This is a genomic window from Isoptericola maris (genome assembly GCF_048065335.1).
GTDB classification, from domain to species: domain Bacteria; phylum Actinomycetota; class Actinomycetes; order Actinomycetales; family Cellulomonadaceae; genus Isoptericola; species Isoptericola rhizosphaerae.
On the sequence record NZ_JBLUNY010000002.1, the window covers coordinates 454,422 to 468,779 of the forward strand.

Annotated in this window: 16 protein-coding genes; 10 read left to right on the forward strand and 6 right to left on the reverse strand. The window is 74.6% G+C overall.

What is annotated here, in order from left to right:
- Nucleotides 1-76: 76 nt before the first annotated feature.
- The 3 genes from ACH5HR_RS06300 to ACH5HR_RS06310 form a co-directional block, all read right to left on the reverse strand.
- Complete coding sequence (locus ACH5HR_RS06300) at nucleotides 77-643, reverse strand: GNAT family N-acetyltransferase (RefSeq protein WP_402373097.1); 567 nt, start codon at nucleotides 641-643, stop codon at nucleotides 77-79.
- 135 nt (nucleotides 644-778) lie between these two features.
- A complete protein-coding gene (locus ACH5HR_RS06305) occupies nucleotides 779-2,329 on the reverse strand; it encodes a multicopper oxidase family protein (RefSeq protein WP_416476816.1) in 1,551 nt (516 codons plus the stop codon).
- Nucleotides 2,330-2,382: 53 nt separating this feature from the next.
- Nucleotides 2,383-2,823 (reverse strand): hypothetical protein, encoded by a 441-nt coding sequence (locus ACH5HR_RS06310; RefSeq protein ID WP_416476818.1) that lies wholly within the window; start codon nucleotides 2,821-2,823, stop codon nucleotides 2,383-2,385.
- A 149-nt stretch (nucleotides 2,824-2,972) separates the two neighbouring features.
- Here ACH5HR_RS06310 and ACH5HR_RS06315 point away from each other — a divergent pair, with 149 nt between their 5' ends.
- Nucleotides 2,973-4,247 (forward strand): sensor histidine kinase, encoded by a 1,275-nt coding sequence (locus ACH5HR_RS06315; protein ID WP_402373089.1) that lies wholly within the window; start codon nucleotides 2,973-2,975, stop codon nucleotides 4,245-4,247.
- A 144-nt stretch (nucleotides 4,248-4,391) separates the two neighbouring features.
- On the opposite strand, the gene ACH5HR_RS06320 is transcribed toward ACH5HR_RS06315, so the two are convergent.
- The gene (locus ACH5HR_RS06320; RefSeq protein ID WP_402373086.1) at nucleotides 4,392-5,048 is read right to left on the reverse strand and encodes a DNA-binding response regulator; all 657 of its coding nucleotides are present in this window, start codon (nucleotides 5,046-5,048) and stop codon (nucleotides 4,392-4,394) included.
- A gap of 95 nt (nucleotides 5,049-5,143) precedes the next feature.
- On the opposite strand from ACH5HR_RS06320, the gene ACH5HR_RS06325 reads away from it, so the two are divergent.
- The 9 genes from ACH5HR_RS06325 to ACH5HR_RS06365 all read left to right on the forward strand — a co-directional run bounded on the left by ACH5HR_RS06325 (nucleotide 5,144) and on the right by ACH5HR_RS06365 (nucleotide 12,038).
- Nucleotides 5,144-6,082, forward strand: coding sequence for an oxidoreductase (locus tag ACH5HR_RS06325; RefSeq protein WP_416476819.1), 939 nt, complete (start codon nucleotides 5,144-5,146; stop codon nucleotides 6,080-6,082).
- Between the two features lie 57 nt (nucleotides 6,083-6,139).
- A complete protein-coding gene (locus ACH5HR_RS06330; RefSeq protein WP_416476821.1) occupies nucleotides 6,140-6,796 on the forward strand; it encodes a response regulator transcription factor in 657 nt (218 codons plus the stop codon).
- A gap of 63 nt (nucleotides 6,797-6,859) precedes the next feature.
- Nucleotides 6,860-7,666, forward strand: a complete 807-nt coding sequence (locus tag ACH5HR_RS06335; RefSeq protein WP_402373080.1) for a hypothetical protein — start codon at nucleotides 6,860-6,862, stop codon at nucleotides 7,664-7,666.
- Nucleotides 7,667-7,856: 190 nt separating this feature from the next.
- Nucleotides 7,857-8,447, forward strand: coding sequence for a ScbR family autoregulator-binding transcription factor (locus ACH5HR_RS06340; protein WP_416476823.1), 591 nt, complete (start codon nucleotides 7,857-7,859; stop codon nucleotides 8,445-8,447).
- A 129-nt stretch (nucleotides 8,448-8,576) separates the two neighbouring features.
- Nucleotides 8,577-9,143: an RNA polymerase sigma factor gene (locus ACH5HR_RS06345; RefSeq protein WP_402373074.1), complete on the forward strand. Its 567-nt coding sequence runs from the start codon at nucleotides 8,577-8,579 to the stop codon at nucleotides 9,141-9,143.
- On the forward strand, nucleotides 9,140-10,015 hold the full coding sequence (locus ACH5HR_RS06350) for an alpha/beta hydrolase fold domain-containing protein (RefSeq protein WP_416476825.1): 876 nt from the start codon (nucleotides 9,140-9,142) through the stop codon (nucleotides 10,013-10,015). The genes ACH5HR_RS06345 and ACH5HR_RS06350 overlap by 4 nt, the downstream gene beginning before the upstream one ends.
- A gap of 51 nt (nucleotides 10,016-10,066) precedes the next feature.
- Nucleotides 10,067-10,435, forward strand: coding sequence for an ArsR/SmtB family transcription factor (locus tag ACH5HR_RS06355; RefSeq protein WP_416476826.1), 369 nt, complete (start codon nucleotides 10,067-10,069; stop codon nucleotides 10,433-10,435).
- Nucleotides 10,432-11,133, forward strand: a complete 702-nt coding sequence (locus ACH5HR_RS06360) for a cation efflux transmembrane domain-containing protein (RefSeq protein WP_416476828.1) — start codon at nucleotides 10,432-10,434, stop codon at nucleotides 11,131-11,133. The genes ACH5HR_RS06355 and ACH5HR_RS06360 overlap by 4 nt, the downstream gene beginning before the upstream one ends.
- On the forward strand, nucleotides 11,133-12,038 hold the full coding sequence (locus ACH5HR_RS06365; RefSeq protein ID WP_402373064.1) for a cation diffusion facilitator family transporter: 906 nt from the start codon (nucleotides 11,133-11,135) through the stop codon (nucleotides 12,036-12,038). Before ACH5HR_RS06360 ends, ACH5HR_RS06365 begins: the two co-directional genes overlap by 1 nt.
- A gap of 41 nt (nucleotides 12,039-12,079) precedes the next feature.
- Here ACH5HR_RS06365 and ACH5HR_RS06370 read toward each other — a convergent pair whose 3' ends face one another.
- A complete protein-coding gene (locus tag ACH5HR_RS06370; protein WP_416476829.1) occupies nucleotides 12,080-13,087 on the reverse strand; it encodes a LacI family DNA-binding transcriptional regulator in 1,008 nt (335 codons plus the stop codon).
- A 19-nt stretch (nucleotides 13,088-13,106) separates the two neighbouring features.
- Nucleotides 13,107-14,330: an L-2-hydroxyglutarate dehydrogenase gene (lhgD, locus tag ACH5HR_RS06375; RefSeq protein ID WP_416476831.1), complete on the reverse strand. Its 1,224-nt coding sequence runs from the start codon at nucleotides 14,328-14,330 to the stop codon at nucleotides 13,107-13,109.
- Between the last annotated feature and the right edge of the window lie 28 nt (nucleotides 14,331-14,358).

Genomic DNA, 14,358 nt, shown 5'->3' on the forward strand with positions numbered 1-14,358 from the left:
GGTGCACGACACGCCGTACTGGCCATCGAGCCAACGGCGTGTCGTGCACCCACAGCGTCGGGAGGGGACGCCGCGCCTAGGCGAACCGCGCGTGCTGGTGCATGTCGTGCCACCCGTCGGCGTGCAGCACCGACTCGCGCAGGGTCGCCTCGGCGTGGAAGCCGGCCTTGGTCGCCGCACGGCACGATGCCGAGTTCTGCGTCGAGTGCGCGAGCTGCAGCCGGTGGTAGCCGACGTCGAACGCCCAGGTGGAGGCCACCTCGACGGCCGCCGGCGTGATGCCGCGGCCTCGCGCGCGCGGCACGGTCCAGTACCCGAGGTCGGCCACGCCGTCGGGGTCGGTCGTCTTGATCGCGACCCGGCCCAGGAGATCGTCGTCGGCGTCGACCACGGCCCACTCGATGCGGTTGCCGGGCCAGGCGGACCGCCACCTCTCGATCAGCTCGCGCGCCTCGGCGTCGGTGTCCAGGGTGCGGCAGTGCCAGTGCCGGACGGCCGGGTCGGCATACACCTGGCGGACGGCCGGCGCGTCACCGACGTCCCACGGTCTCAGCCGTGCCCCGACGACAGGGACGTCGAGGTCGGGCTGCGGCGTGGCGGCGAGCGCCACGAGGTCGAGTTCGGGTCTGCTCAGTCGGGGCACGCCGTGATGGTGCCACGCCGAGCTGCCTGCCACGCAGCCCCACCCCCCTCTCGGTTGTGGGTCCACGACACGCCGCCCCGAGGCTCGGGCCGGCGGCGTGTCGTGCACCCACAGCGACGGGCGGGGCGGGAGGGGTCAGTGGGCGGCGTGGCCGACGGCGGCGCCTCGGAGCGGACCGGGCGTCGCCTCCGAGCCGGGCTCCACGACGAGGAACTGGCCCATCATCCCCTCGTCCTCGTGCCGCAGCATGTGGCAGTGGTACATGTACGGCACCGCGTCGTCGGTGTAGTCCTCGAACCGCATGAGCAGCCGGTACGTGCTCCGCGGCTCCAGGTACACGGTGTCCTTCGGGCCGGCGAGCTCCGGCGGCGGCCCCTCGCCGTCGATCGACACCACGCGGAACTGCACGTCGTGGACATGGAAGCTGTGCGGCATCGGCACGGTGCTGCGGACCTCCCAGATCTCGGTGTCGCCGACGGTCGCGACCTCGTCGATGCGGCTCATATCCATCAGCTCGCCGTTGATCCGGCGCTCGTCGAGCTCGAGGGTGCGGGTCACGGTCGCGTCGGACACCTCGAGGGCGTCGGCCTCCGCGTGCCGCGACGGCCCCCACCCCGGCTCGGGCGACGGCTCGAGCTCGTCGGCGGCCCGCAGCTCGAGCACGTCGAACGCGTCGTTGCCGCCCATCGCGAAGGGTGCGGCCACGTTCCCCAGGTCGGCCTCGGCAGAGGCCACACGGGTCGTCTCCCCCGGCTCCATCGTCACGACGATCTCGGCCCGCTCACCGGGCGCGAGCCGCACGTGGTCCAGCTCCAGCGGCGCCTCCAGCAGGCCGCCGTCGGTCGCGACCAGGTCGAACGACCGGTCGGGCAGCCCGAAGGCGTAGGTCCGCGCCGTCGACCCGTTGAGCAGCCGCAGGCGCACCCGCTCGGTCGTCACCTCGTGGAAGGCACCGACGGTGCCGTTCGCCATCACCACGCCGCCGAGCGTGCCGGGCTCTGCGCCGTCGTCGGTCAGCTCGAGCTGGCCTGCGTCGTCGAACACCTTGTCCTGGACGATCACCGGGACGTCGTCGACGCCGTACTCCGCAGGGAGGTCGGCGGCGCGGGTCGCGTCGTCGTCCAGGATGAACATCCCGGCGAGGCCGCGGTAGACGTGCTCCTCGGTCGCGCCGTGCGGGTGCGGGTGGTACCAGAGCGTGGCGCCGGGCTGGTCGATCTCCCAGGTGGGGTGCCAGGTGCCTCCGGGCTCGACCTCCTGGTGCGGGCCACCGTCCATCTCGGGCGGAAGGTGCATGCCGTGCCAGTGCACGCTGGTGGCCTCATCGAGGTCGTTGGCGACGTCGACGGCGACCCGCTCGCCACGCTCGGCGCGCAGCGTCGGTCCCAGGTACGCCCCGTCGAACCCCCACGTCTCGGTCTCGGTACCGGGCTCGACGGCGGGGGCGAACGACGTCGTGCCCTCCTGCGCGGTCAACGAGAACGTCCGGACGCCGTCGATCACCTCGGACTCCGCGAGCGGCGGGATCGCGAGCTCCTGGTCGAACGAGACGTCGTCCACGGAGGTCACGGAACCGGGGATCGCACCGCACCCGGCGGCGAGCAGCACGAGGGCCACGACGCCGGCAGCGCCCCCGACGACGGCGCGGCGGTGCCCTCGCTCACCGACGCTGTGGGTGTACGACACGCCGTGAAGCCGGGCGACGTTGCGGCGTGTCGTGCACCCACAGCGTCGGGTGGTCATCGGCCCGCCCCCGCCCGGGCGCGCTGCACCGCGAGCGCCAGCAGCCCGGCGACGAACCCCCAGAAGGTGTCCATCGCGAGCGCGGGCACCACCGTCCACGCCGCCGCGCCGTCACCGAGCAGGCCGGGGCCGCCGAAGAGCATCGACGTGGCCGTCGCGACGATCCCGAAGGCGAGTCCCGTGAGGGTCAGGGTGAGCACGGGCCGCGCGACGCGGCCGAACCCGACCACGCCGATCCACACGACGGCGGTGATGCCGATGATGGCGAACGCGCGGCCGGGTCCGCTGCCGCCGACCCCGGTGAGCCCGGTGAGCGGCCACAGCAGCGCCATCGCGGCCAGTCCGGCGACCAGCGGCCAGCGGATGCCGTCGGGCCGCCCGGGCGCAGGCTGGGACGAGTGGTTCGAAGGGTGCGGGGAAGGGTGCTGTGCTGTCATGCCACCCACGTTCGCTGGCGGGCCCGCCCGCCCACATCGGCCCGGGAGCGTCACCTGGTGTCGCCCCGGGGCGACACCAGACCCCGACCGTCCCTGAGCGGGCGCTCAGGGAAGGGCGAGCGCCGCCCGGCAGACTTACGCTGGGGCTCGTGCCCAGGACCGCCCCCGCAGTCGACGACGACGCCGGTGCCCGCACCGCGACGCCGTCCCCGTGGGTGCCCGACGTCGTGCTCGGGCTCACGATGGCCCTGGTGATCGCCGTCATGATCGCGGCCGACGCCGCCGCGGCGGACGGGGGGTCGGGCGGGCTCGACCCGCACGGCGCGGCCGCGTACCTCTTCGCCGCCGGGTTCGGAGCGCTGGTGCTGCTGCGCCGTCGGGCACCCGTGGTGCTGCTCGTGGCGACGGTGGTGGCGATCTTCGCGTACTACGCGCTCGGACTCGCCCCCATCGGGATGGCCCTGCCCGCCGTGGCCGCCCTGTACTCCGCGGCGGAGCTGGACCGCACCCGCTCTGCGGTGGGTGCGGGCGCGGTCCTCATCGTGGTGGCCACCTACTTCCGCGTCACGGACGACGACCCGTCGGCCCACCTGACGGTCTACGACCTCGTCACCAACGTCGCGCTGGTGGCCGCGGCCATCGCACTGGGCGTCGCGGTGCGACTGGCTCGGGTGGCCCGCGGGCACACCGAGGTGGTGCGCGCACTGACGGCGGCCGAGCAGGCACGCGCCGCGGACCAACGCCTCCAGGCCGAGCGCATGCGCATCGCCCGCGACCTGCACGACGTCGTCGGGCACAACCTGTCCGTCGTCGCCCTGCACACGAGCGTCGCCACCGAGGCCGTGGGACGCGACGACGACGCCACCCGGACCGCGTTGCGGCACGTCCGCGAGGCGACGTCCGGCACCCTGCACGAGCTCCGTGCCACCGTGAAGGTCCTGCGGCGACCGCTGCGGCCGGGCGGCGGGCCCGGCGGCGAGCGCGACGAACGGCCCGGCACCCACCACCGGGACATGCTGCCCGCGGCGACCGGGCCGGCGGGGCTGGCCGCGCTCGTGGAACCGGCGCGGGCGAGCGGCCTGGCCGTGTCGACGCGCGTCGAGGTCCCCGCCGGTTCGATCGACGCCACCGTGGACGCCGCCGCCTACCGGATCGTGCAGGAGGCGCTGACGAACGTGCTGCGGCACTCCGGGGCGCGGTCGGCGCACGTACGGCTCGTCGTCAGCGACGGGCGCTTGCGGATCACGGTGTCCGACGACGGCACGGGCTCGGGCGCGGCGGCCGGGACCGGGCAGAGCACCGGCGCAGGGATCGCCGGGATGGCCGAGCGGGCTGCGCTCCTCGGCGGCACCTTCAGCGCCGGCGACACGCCGACGGGCGGGTTCCGGGTGCTGGCAGAGCTCCCCGCCCGCCTGGAGGGCTAGGCCGCTGCGTGCCCGCGTGCGCCGCGGTGGGCCACCGTCCCGACGCCCTCAGTCGGCGGGGCCGGACGTCCCGGTGAGCAGCACGAGCAGGGGCAGCGCGGCGTTGTCGACCGCGTGGACGACTGGTTGCGAGCGCTGCTCGACTCAGACGAGGCCGAGCTCCCGGGCGCGGACACCGGCCTGGAAACGGGAATCGGCTCCGAGAGCATCCATCAGCTCGGCGACCCGGCGCCGGTAGGTGCGCACGCCGAGACCGAGCCGACGGGCGGCGACCTCGTCCTTGACCCCCTGTCCGAGGAGGTCCAGCACCCGGGGGGCGAGCTCGCGGATCTCGGCGATCCCCGCGTCGTAGACGTCGAGATCGGTGGCCGAGCGCCAGACCGCCTCGTAGAGGGAGGTGATTCCCTGCACCGCCTCCGACTGGGTGATCACGCTGTAGCTGCGTCGCCCCCCGCTCAGGTCCCCGGCCAGGATCGCCAACCGGCGGTCGAACAGGATCGTCTCGTTGAGCTCGTCGGTGGTGATGCGGATCTCGGCCCCGTGCCGGTCACGCACGCGCCGGAGGCCCTGGGCCGACACCGGGTCGATGAGCACTCCCGGCCGGTAGACCTTCCGGACGCGGACGTGGCCCCGCCGGGCGCGAGCGAGGGCGTCCAGGTCCTCGGAAGCGTGCGTGAGCATCCAGGTCCCGAGGCCGTTCGCCGCGCACGCGATCTCCGTAGCGGTCGCGAAGAGGTGCGACGTGCGCGCGAGCAGCTCCTCGTCGCCGCGGACGATCGAGACGGCTTCACCGGTCTGCATGCTCCGATTCTGCTCCTGGTGACAAGGTCCTGCCACGGTCGGCAACAAGCTGCCATCGCTGTGAGCACCCCGGGGAGCCGTTCGATGCTGCGGTCATGACGACGAACGCCACGACCACCACCACCCTCGACCCGGCGGCAGCCGGTACCTGGCGCCTCGGCGACCGCACGGTCAACCGCCTCGGGTTCGGTGCGATGCGGCTCATCGGCACGCTGGGCGCCCCGGCCCCCCGTTCCCGCGCCGACGGCCTCGCCGTGCTGCGCCGCGCCGTCGAGCTCGGCGTGAACCACATCGATACCGCCGCCTTCTACTTCCTCCCCACCCGCTCGGCGAACGAGCTGATCAGCACGGCCCTGCAGCCGTACGCGGACGACCTGGTGATCACCACGAAGATCGGTGCCGCCCGGTCGCGGGACGGCGCGTTCGAGCCGTACGCCCGCCCCGACCAGCTCCGCAGCCACGTCGAGGAGAACATCCGCCAGCTCGGCCTCGACCAGCTCGACGTGGTGAACCTGCGCTGGGGCACGGGCCTGGCACCCGAGCCCGGATCGATCGCGGAGCACGTCGGCGCGCTCGCCGAGCTGCGCGACGCGGGGCTGGTCCGGCACATCGGCGTCTCGAACGTCCTGCCGGAGCAGCTCGACGAGGCGCTGGAGATCACGCCCGTCGTCTGCGTGCAGAACCGGTACGGCCTGACGGAGCGTGACGACGACGGCCTCCTCGACCGGTGCGGGGAGCTCGGCATCGCGTTCGTCCCGTTCTTCTCGGTCGGTGCGTCCGTCCCGGGCGCCATCCCGGGCGCGACGCGGGCCGACGACCGGGGCCGCACCGCGGTCGAGGCGGTCGCCGCAGCCCATGAGGCGACGCCCGCCCAGGTCCGCCTGGCGTGGACGCTGCACCGTGGTCGGCACGTCCTGGCCATCCCCGGCACGGGGAGCCTGGGGCACCTGGAGGAGAACGTCGCCGCGGCGGCGCTGCAGCTCGAAGACGACGACCTCACCGTGCTCGACGGGATCGGCCGGGCCGCCTCGTGACGCACGCGGCCGGGCCGGGGACCGGCGTCCCGGCCCGGCGTCCGCCACACTGGACGCGTGATCCGGATCGTGCTCGTCGACGACCAGGAGCTCGTGCGTGCCGGGCTGCGCCCCCTCGCGGAGCGCGACGGAGACATCGAGGTGGTCGGCGAGGCGGCGGACGGCCGTACGGGGCTCGCCCTCGTGCGCCGTGCACGACCGGACGTGGTGCTCGTGGACGTCCGCATGCCGCACCTGGACGGCATCGAAGCCACCCGCGAGATCGTCGCCGATCCCGCGCTGCGGGACGTCCGGGTCCTGGTGCTGACCACGTTCGACGAGGACGAGCACGTGTTCGCGGCGATCCGCGCGGGGGCTGCGGGCTACCTGCTCAAGGACGTGACGCCGTCGGACCTCCGCGACGCGGTCCGCACCGTGCACGCCGGCGACTCGCTGCTGTCACCGGCCGTGACGGCGAGCGTCATGCGGGCGGTGACGGCCGGGGCCCCACCGGCTGGCGGCGGTGAGCTCGACGCCCTGACGGAGCGTGAGCGCGAGGTGCTCGGCGCCGTCGGGCGCGGCCTGACGAACGCCGAGATCGCCGCGGAGCTCTTCCTCTCCCCGGCGACGGCGCGGACGTACGTGAGCCGGCTGCTCACCAAGCTCGAAGCCCGCGACCGTGCCGCCCTGGTCGTGCTCGCCTACGAGACGGGACTGGTCCGTCCCGGCGCCTGAGGCGAACCGATCCGCGCCGGCCGGACATCCAAGATGTATGGGGACATGGGAAGAGGTACGTCCGTGAGCGCGCCCGCGGGCGAGGCAGGCGGGTCCGACGGCGTCCAGGTCGGGGGCGCGACGGCGGCCGGCACGGACACGTGGCACCTTCCGGTACGGCTGCTGGCGCGGCCGGGTCCACCGGCGGGGGGCGTCGTCCCGTTCCTCACGGGCCTCGAGGTGGTCCGCCAGGTCGGCGTGGTCCTGGCCCGCCAGTGCCTCGGCATCCCCGCGGACCATCACCTGAGCCTGCGCCGGGTCGCGTTCCGGTGGACCGGTCGGCCGCCGCGACTGCCGGACAGCGGCGCGCTCGGGGCGACAGCGTTCGCCCACCTGCACACGCGGCGCCTGCGGCGGGGCCTCACCCATGCCTTCGAGGCGTCGCTGACGCTGCGGGTGGGGTCGCGGGAGATCGCGCTGGGCAACGGCTCGGTGCAGTGCATCGACCCGGAGACCTACCCGCTCGTGCGGGGCGACGCGCCGCCGCTGGGCACGGCACCCGAGCGCCACGACGCGTCCCCGCTCAGCGTGCTGCAGCAGCGCGGGGACCGGCTGCTGGGCCGGATCGGCTGGGACTCCGACGACCCGGCGCAGGTCGACCCCACGCTGGACCGGTTGTCCGGGCACACGCTGGTCGCGACAGCGCTGCGGGCCGCCGCGCTGCTGCGGCCGGGGCGCCCGCCCGTCGGGGTCTCGATGGCGATCGACCGGTTCGTCGAGTACACGCCCCGGCCGGACGTCTACGCCACGGCCGGCGACGACGCGGTGGAGGTCTCCGTGCTGCAGGACCGGCTGGTCGTCGCCCGTGGTGAGATCCGCCTGAGCAATTGACTGACCTTCTGTGCGGTCAGTGAAATTCCGGTTCGCGACGATTCGAACGGACATTTCGACACCGCCGCCCGAGCGTTCTGCGATTCGGTCCGCGCGCCGTGCGGGACCACCATTCCGATCGCGCTACCGTCCGGGGAGGAACGCCGCCATTCCGGGCGTCCCCGCACCGGCCGGCAGCGAAGGAACATCGGTGGCCGCAACATCAAGACAGCGACAGAAGGCAGCGACGCGTGCGGCGATCATGCGGACCGCGGCCGAGGAGTTCGACGCCCACGGCTATTCCGCGACCTCTGTCGCCCGGATTGCCGACAGACTGCGTCTCACCAAGGGATCGGTCTACTTCCACTTCGCGTCGAAGGCAGAGCTGGCCGCCGAGGTGGCCCTGGCCGGCGCGGACGTCTGGGAACCCATCCTGCGGTCGCTCGACGACGACGGTCTGACCGGCCTCGACGCGCTGCAACGGCTCTCCGTCGAGGTCGCGGGCCTGTTCCGCGACGACGTCATGCTGCGGGCTGCCGTACGGCTGACCCGGCAGGGCCCCACGGCCGAGCTGCCGGACCCCTTCACGAGCTGGATCTCCGTGGTGCGCCGCTGCCTCGACCGGGCCGTCGGAGCGGGCGAGGTCCGGCCCGGCGTCGACGTCGACGCCCTCGCCTGGCAGCTCGTCGCCACGTTCCTGGGCATGCAGGAGCTCGCGCGGCGCGTGGCCGACCCGACCGACCCGGTCGACCGGCTCGACGGCCTGTGGAACGTCGTCCTCGACGGCGTGCGGGCACCCTGAGACCGGTTCCCACGGTCGATTGACCTACCGGAAGGTCAGCGAAACGCTTGCGGTCCGGGGCTGCGCACTGCACTCTGGGGTGCGTGCCGCACGGGGCGGCGCCCAGAGACACCTGGCAGGAGGTCCGCCATGCGCGCCGACGCGACGGACCGCGAGCTGTGGGCGAGGGTGCGTGGCGACGACCAGCACGCCTTCTCGCTGCTCTTCCGCCGCTATCACGAGCAGGTCCTGCGCTCCGTGGCCGGCCACCTGCGAGGTGTCGCGCGCGCGGACCCCGCCGCCGTCGCCGGTGACGTCTTCACCACGCTCTGGCGACGGCGCACCAGCGTGGACGTCGAGACCACCGCGTGGCCGTGGCTCCGGGCGGTCGCCTCGCGGCTGTGCGCCAACGAGCGCCGCCGCTGCCTGCGGCACGACCGCCTGCTGGTCCAGGCCGCCTCCGCCGCCGCGCGGGGCGGGCACGTCGTGCCGGACCACGCCCCGGGGGTCGCGGACCGGATGGCGCTGGTCGACGCCCTGGCACTCCTCGGCCCCGCGGAGAGTCAGGTGGCGCGCCTCGCGCTGGTCGACGACCTGCCCGACACCGAGGTCGCCGCGACGCTGCGCGTGCCCGTCGGCACCGTGAAGTCCCGCCTGCACCGTGCCCGCCGGGAGCTGCGTCGCCACCTGCAGCGTCACGGTAGCGTCGGACCGTGACCACCGACGTTCCCTCGCCCACCGTCGCCGACGTCGGTTACGCCGCGGGCTCCCCCAGCCAGCATCTCGACCTGTGGCTGCCCGACGCCCCCACCGCTCCGGCCCCGGTGGTCGTGTTCATCCATGGCGGCGGCTGGTACTACGGCTCTCGCGACATGGTGGGCCCCAAGGTCGGCCCGCTGCTCGCCGCCGGGTTCGCCGTCGCGAGCATCGACTACCGGATGTCCGGCGAGGCGCCGTTCCCGGCCGCCGTCGACGACGCGCGGGCCGCCGTCGGCCACCTGCGCCGCCACGCCGCCGAGGCCGGGCTGGACCCGGACCGGATCGTGCTGTGGGGCGAGTCCGCCGGGGCGAACATCGCCTGCGTGGTCGGCGCGCTGTCCGGGCGGGCCGCACCCTGGGACTCGGCGTCGCCGGACGCGCCCGGGCCGACGCCGCCCGTGGCCGCCGTCGTCGACTGGTTCGGCCCGACGGACTTCCTCGCGATGGACGAGCAGGCGGCGGAGATCGGCTGCGCCCCCTCGTCGCACTCCGCGGACGACTCGCCCGAGTCGCGGTACGTCGGCTCCCCCGTGCGGACCGCGCCGGACCTCGCGGCGCTGGCCGGCCCGCTGCCGCACCTGGCCGCGGGGGCCGACGGCGCCGCGAGCGGCGAGGACGCCCCGCCGCTGCCCGCCGTGGCGATCGCGCACGGCACGGCCGACTGCACCGTCGCGCCCGGGCAGTCGCGCCTGCTCGTCGAGGCGCTGCGTGCCCGCGGGGCCGAACCCTGGGTGACCTGGCTGGAGGGGGCGGAGCACTCGGACCCGCGCTTCGACGCCGAGCTCCTGGCACCGACGATCGACTGGCTCTCCGGGGTGCTGGGACGGTAGCTCGTCGATACACGGGCTACTGAATACAGGGAACCATGTACTGTGGCCCGCATGGAGACCGTGACACTCACCCACACCGCCGCGCTCGCCCGGCTCGGGCACGCCCTCGGCGACCCGACCCGCACGCGCATCCTCCTCGCGCTCCGCGACGGTCCGGCCTACCCCGCCGACCTCGCCGACGAGCTCGGCGTGTCACGCCAGGTGATGTCCAACCAGCTCGCATGCCTGCGCGGCTGCGGGCTGGTCGCCACCCGACGCGACGGTCGCCGGACCGAGTACCGGCTCTGCGACCCCCACCTGGCCCACGCGCTCGGCGACCTCCTGCGGCTCACCCTCGCCGTCGACCCCGACTGCTGCGGGCCGGACTGCACCTGCGCCACCGGCACGCCGTCCGACGACCGCCCCGCGGCCGTGGCATGAGCGCCACCGCCGCGCCGACGACGACTGCGCTCACCCGGCGCGGCCTGCACCTGGCCCAGCTGACCATCGCCTACAACGTGGTCGAGGGCGTCGTCGCCGTCGGCGCGGGCGTCGCGGCCGGGCTCGTCTCCGTCATCGGGTTCGGCATCGACTCCGGGATCGAGACCGCCGCCGCCGTGCTGGTGGCGCTCCGCCTGTCCGCACGCCTGCGGCGCGGCGCCGCCGTGGGCGTGGCCGGGACGGGCCGCCGCGAGCGCCCTGACCAGCACGACGCTGTCGAGCCCGACCCGGCCGAGCTGCGCCGCGAGCGCCGCACCCTGCGCGCCGTCGCCGCGACGTTCTTCCTGCTCGCGGCGTGGGTCACCGCCCAGGGCGTCCGCGCGCTGGTCGTGGGCGCCGAGCCCGAGACCTCGCCCGTCGCGCTCGGCGTGCTGGTCGCCTCGCTCGTGATCATGCCGGTGCTCGCCGCGGCGAAGTACCGCGTCGGTCGCGCGCTCGGCGACCCGCTCGTCCTCGCCGACGCCGCCGAGACCCGCGTGTGCGTCTGGCTGTCGGTCGCCACCCTCGCCGGCCTCCTCGCCTTCTGGTGGACGGGCCAGGCCTGGATCGACCCCGTGGCCGGGTTCGCCGTCGCGGCGTTCGCCGTGCACGAAGGGCTCGAGGCGTGGGAGGGCGAGCTCGTGGAGGATGACGACTGATGGGCCACAGTCACGGACCGCCCGAAGGCGGTCACCAGGGTCGCCTCGCCGTGGCGTTCGGCATCACGGCGTCGATCGTCGTGGCGCAGGTGGTCGGTTCCGTCCTGACCGGCAGCCTCGCGCTGCTCACCGACACCGTGCACCTCCTGGTCGACGCGAGCGGGCTCGGCATCGCGCTCCTCGCGGCACGCGTCTCCCAGCGGCCGCCGACGGCGCAGCGCACCTGGGGATACCGGCGCGCGGAGGTCCTGGCCGCCCTCGCCCAGTCGGCCGTGCTGCTCGCCGTCGGCGTCTTCGTGATCGTCGAGGCCGTGCAACGCCTGCAGGACCCGCCCGACATCCCGGGCGGCGAGCTCGTGGTCTTCGGCGTGATCGGGCTCCTCGGCAACGTCGCCGCGCTGGCCGTGCTGGCCTCGCGCCGGACGGCGAGCCTGAACCTGCGTGCCGCGTTCCTGGAGGTGCTCAACGACGCGCTCGGCTCCCTCGCCGTCATCGTCGCCGCCGTCGTCATCACCACGACCGGCTGGCAGTACGCCGACACCGTGGCGGCCCTGGTGATCGGGGCGCTCATCGTGCCACGCGCGGTCCGGCTGCTGCGCGAGACCGCCGCCGTGCTGCTGGAGTCCACCCCGCCCGGGCTCGACCTCGGCGAGGTGCGTGTCCACCTGCAGCGCGTCGAGCACGTGCGCGAGATCCACGACGTGCACGCCTCGCTCATCGCGACCGGGCTGCCGCAGCTCTCGGCGCACGTGGTCGTGGACTCCGGCTGCTTCCGTGACGGGCACGCCGGCCGCATCCTCGACGAGCTGCAGGACTGCGTGCGCGACCACTTCGGCGTGGAGCACACCACGTTCCAGGTGGAGCCGGACACGCACCCGGACCACGAGCACCCGACCCACCCCTAGGTGCCGGGGGAGGTGCCGGGGCGGGGCCTGCAGCGGTCCGGTCAGGGTGCCGAGCCGCGCACCACGAGCTCGGGCGGGAAGACGACGTCGCGCGGCTCGCGCCCCGGCTCGGCGATCTCGTCGAGCAGCAGCCGCGCCGCGGCCCGGCCCATCTCGGCGATCGGCTGCCGGACGGTCGTCAGCGGGACGGCCGCGCGCGCCGCGAACGGGATGTCGTCGTACCCGACCACCGCGACGTCGTCCGGCACCCGCACACCACCGGCGACCAGGGCGTTCACCAGGCCGATCCCATGCAGGTCGTTGCCCGCGAACACCGCGTCGGGGCGGTCGGCCGCCTCGAGGCCCGCGATCCAGCGACCCATCTCCTCGCCGTCGGTGAGGTCCAGGTCGGCGGACCGGGCCACCTCGAGCCGCGTGCCGGCGATGCCCGACACCACCTCGCGGCAGCCCTCCAGCCGGCGGGCGACCTGCCGCACGCCCTCCGGACCTCCCGCGAACAGCAGCCGCGTGCGCCCGGCGGTGACGAGGTGCTCGGCGGCGATGCGCCCGCCCTCGCGGTGGTCCAGGGACACTGAGGACAACCGGCCGTCCGGGTCCTCGTGATCCACCAGGACGACGGGGGTGCCGCGGTCGCGGCGCTGGCGCAGCGGCTCCAGCTCGTCGTCCGACGGCGCCACCACCACGCCGTCGAACCGGAGCTGCTCGAACAGGGTCAGGAACTTCTCCTGGCGGTCGGCGGACTCGTGGGACGAGCCGACCACCACCGACAGCCCGGCGTCGTCGGCGACCTGCTCCACCGCCGTCGCGATCCCCGCGAAGAACGGGTTGGAGGCGTTGACGACGCTGAGGCCCACGATCCCGCTGCGCTGCCGGCGCAGCTGCCGCGCAGGCATGCTCGGCACGAACCCGAGCTCGGTGACCGACGTCTCGACCCGGGAACGCATCCGGTCCGAGAGCTTGTCCGGCCAGTTGAAGAAGTTCGACACCGTCGCGGCGGAGACGCCCGCGTGGCGCGCGACGTCGTGGATCGTCACCGTCGACTCACGCATCGCTCATCACACCGGGAGGTTAGCAGCGCTGATCAGGGCGGGGCCGCGACACCGGGTAGACGTGGTCGACCACGTGCTCGGCGATCGCGAGGCTCGACGTCGCGGCGGGCGAGGGCGCGTTGCGCACGCTCGTGACGCCGTCGGACGTCTCGATGACGAAGTCGTCGACCAGGGTGCCGTCCCGCTCGACGGCCTGCGCGCGCAGGCCCGTCCGTCCGCGCACGACGTCGGCGGTGCCGATCGCCGGGACGTAGCGCTGCGCGGCGGCCATGTAGGCGGACGTCACGGCCGAGCCGTACAGCTCCCGCACGCCGGTGCGCCAGTGCCGGGCGGCCATGCGCCAGAACCCGGGCCAGGCGAGCACGGCAGCCGTGTCGCGAGGGCTCACCGCGAGCCGCCGATAGCTGCCGCGGTCCAGGGCCAGGACGGCGTTGGGGCCGACCTCGAGGTCCCCGCCCACGGTCCGCGTGAAGTGCACGCCCAGGAACGGGTAGCGGGGGTCGGGCACGGGGTAGACCATGCCGCGCACCAGGTCGCGCTTGGCCGGGCGGACCGTCATGTAGTCGCCCCGGAACGGGACGATCGCGGGGCCGCGGCCGCCGCCGACCAAACCGGCGAGGCGGTCGGACTGGAGGCCGCAGCACACCACGAGCCGGTCCACGGTGTGCCGCTCGTCCCCGCAGGAGACGACGACGCGGGCGCCCTCGCGCCGGACGCCGGTCACGCGCGCACCGAGGAGCACCCGCCCGCCGGCGGCCTCGACGTCCCGCCCGAGCTGGGCGCACACGGCCACGAAGTCCGTGATGGCGGTCCGCGGCGAGTGCAGGGCGGCGAACCCGACGGTGTGCGGCTCGACGTCGGCGATCTCCGCGCCCTCGAGGCGGCGCAGGCCGGGCACCCCGTTCTCACGGGCGGTCCGCTCCAGGGCGTCGAACCGGGCCAGCTCGCCGTCGGAGACGGCCACGACGAGCTTGCCGACCCGGTCGTACGGCAGTCCGTGCTCGGCGCAGTATTCCCGCAGCAGGTCGCGGCCGCGCGCGCAGAGCCGCGCCTTGAGGCTGCCCGGCCGGTAATAGATCCCGGCGTGCACGACGCCGGAGTTGTGGCCCGTCTGGTGCGCGCCCAGGCGGTCCTCGGCCTCCAGGACGACGACGCGGGTGCCCGGGCGCCGCCGCAGGACCTCGCGGGCGACCGCGAGCCCGACGATGCCGCCGCCGACGATCCCGACGGTCTCGTCCTCCATCGCTGCCCTCCGGCCGCCCTCGGCCCCG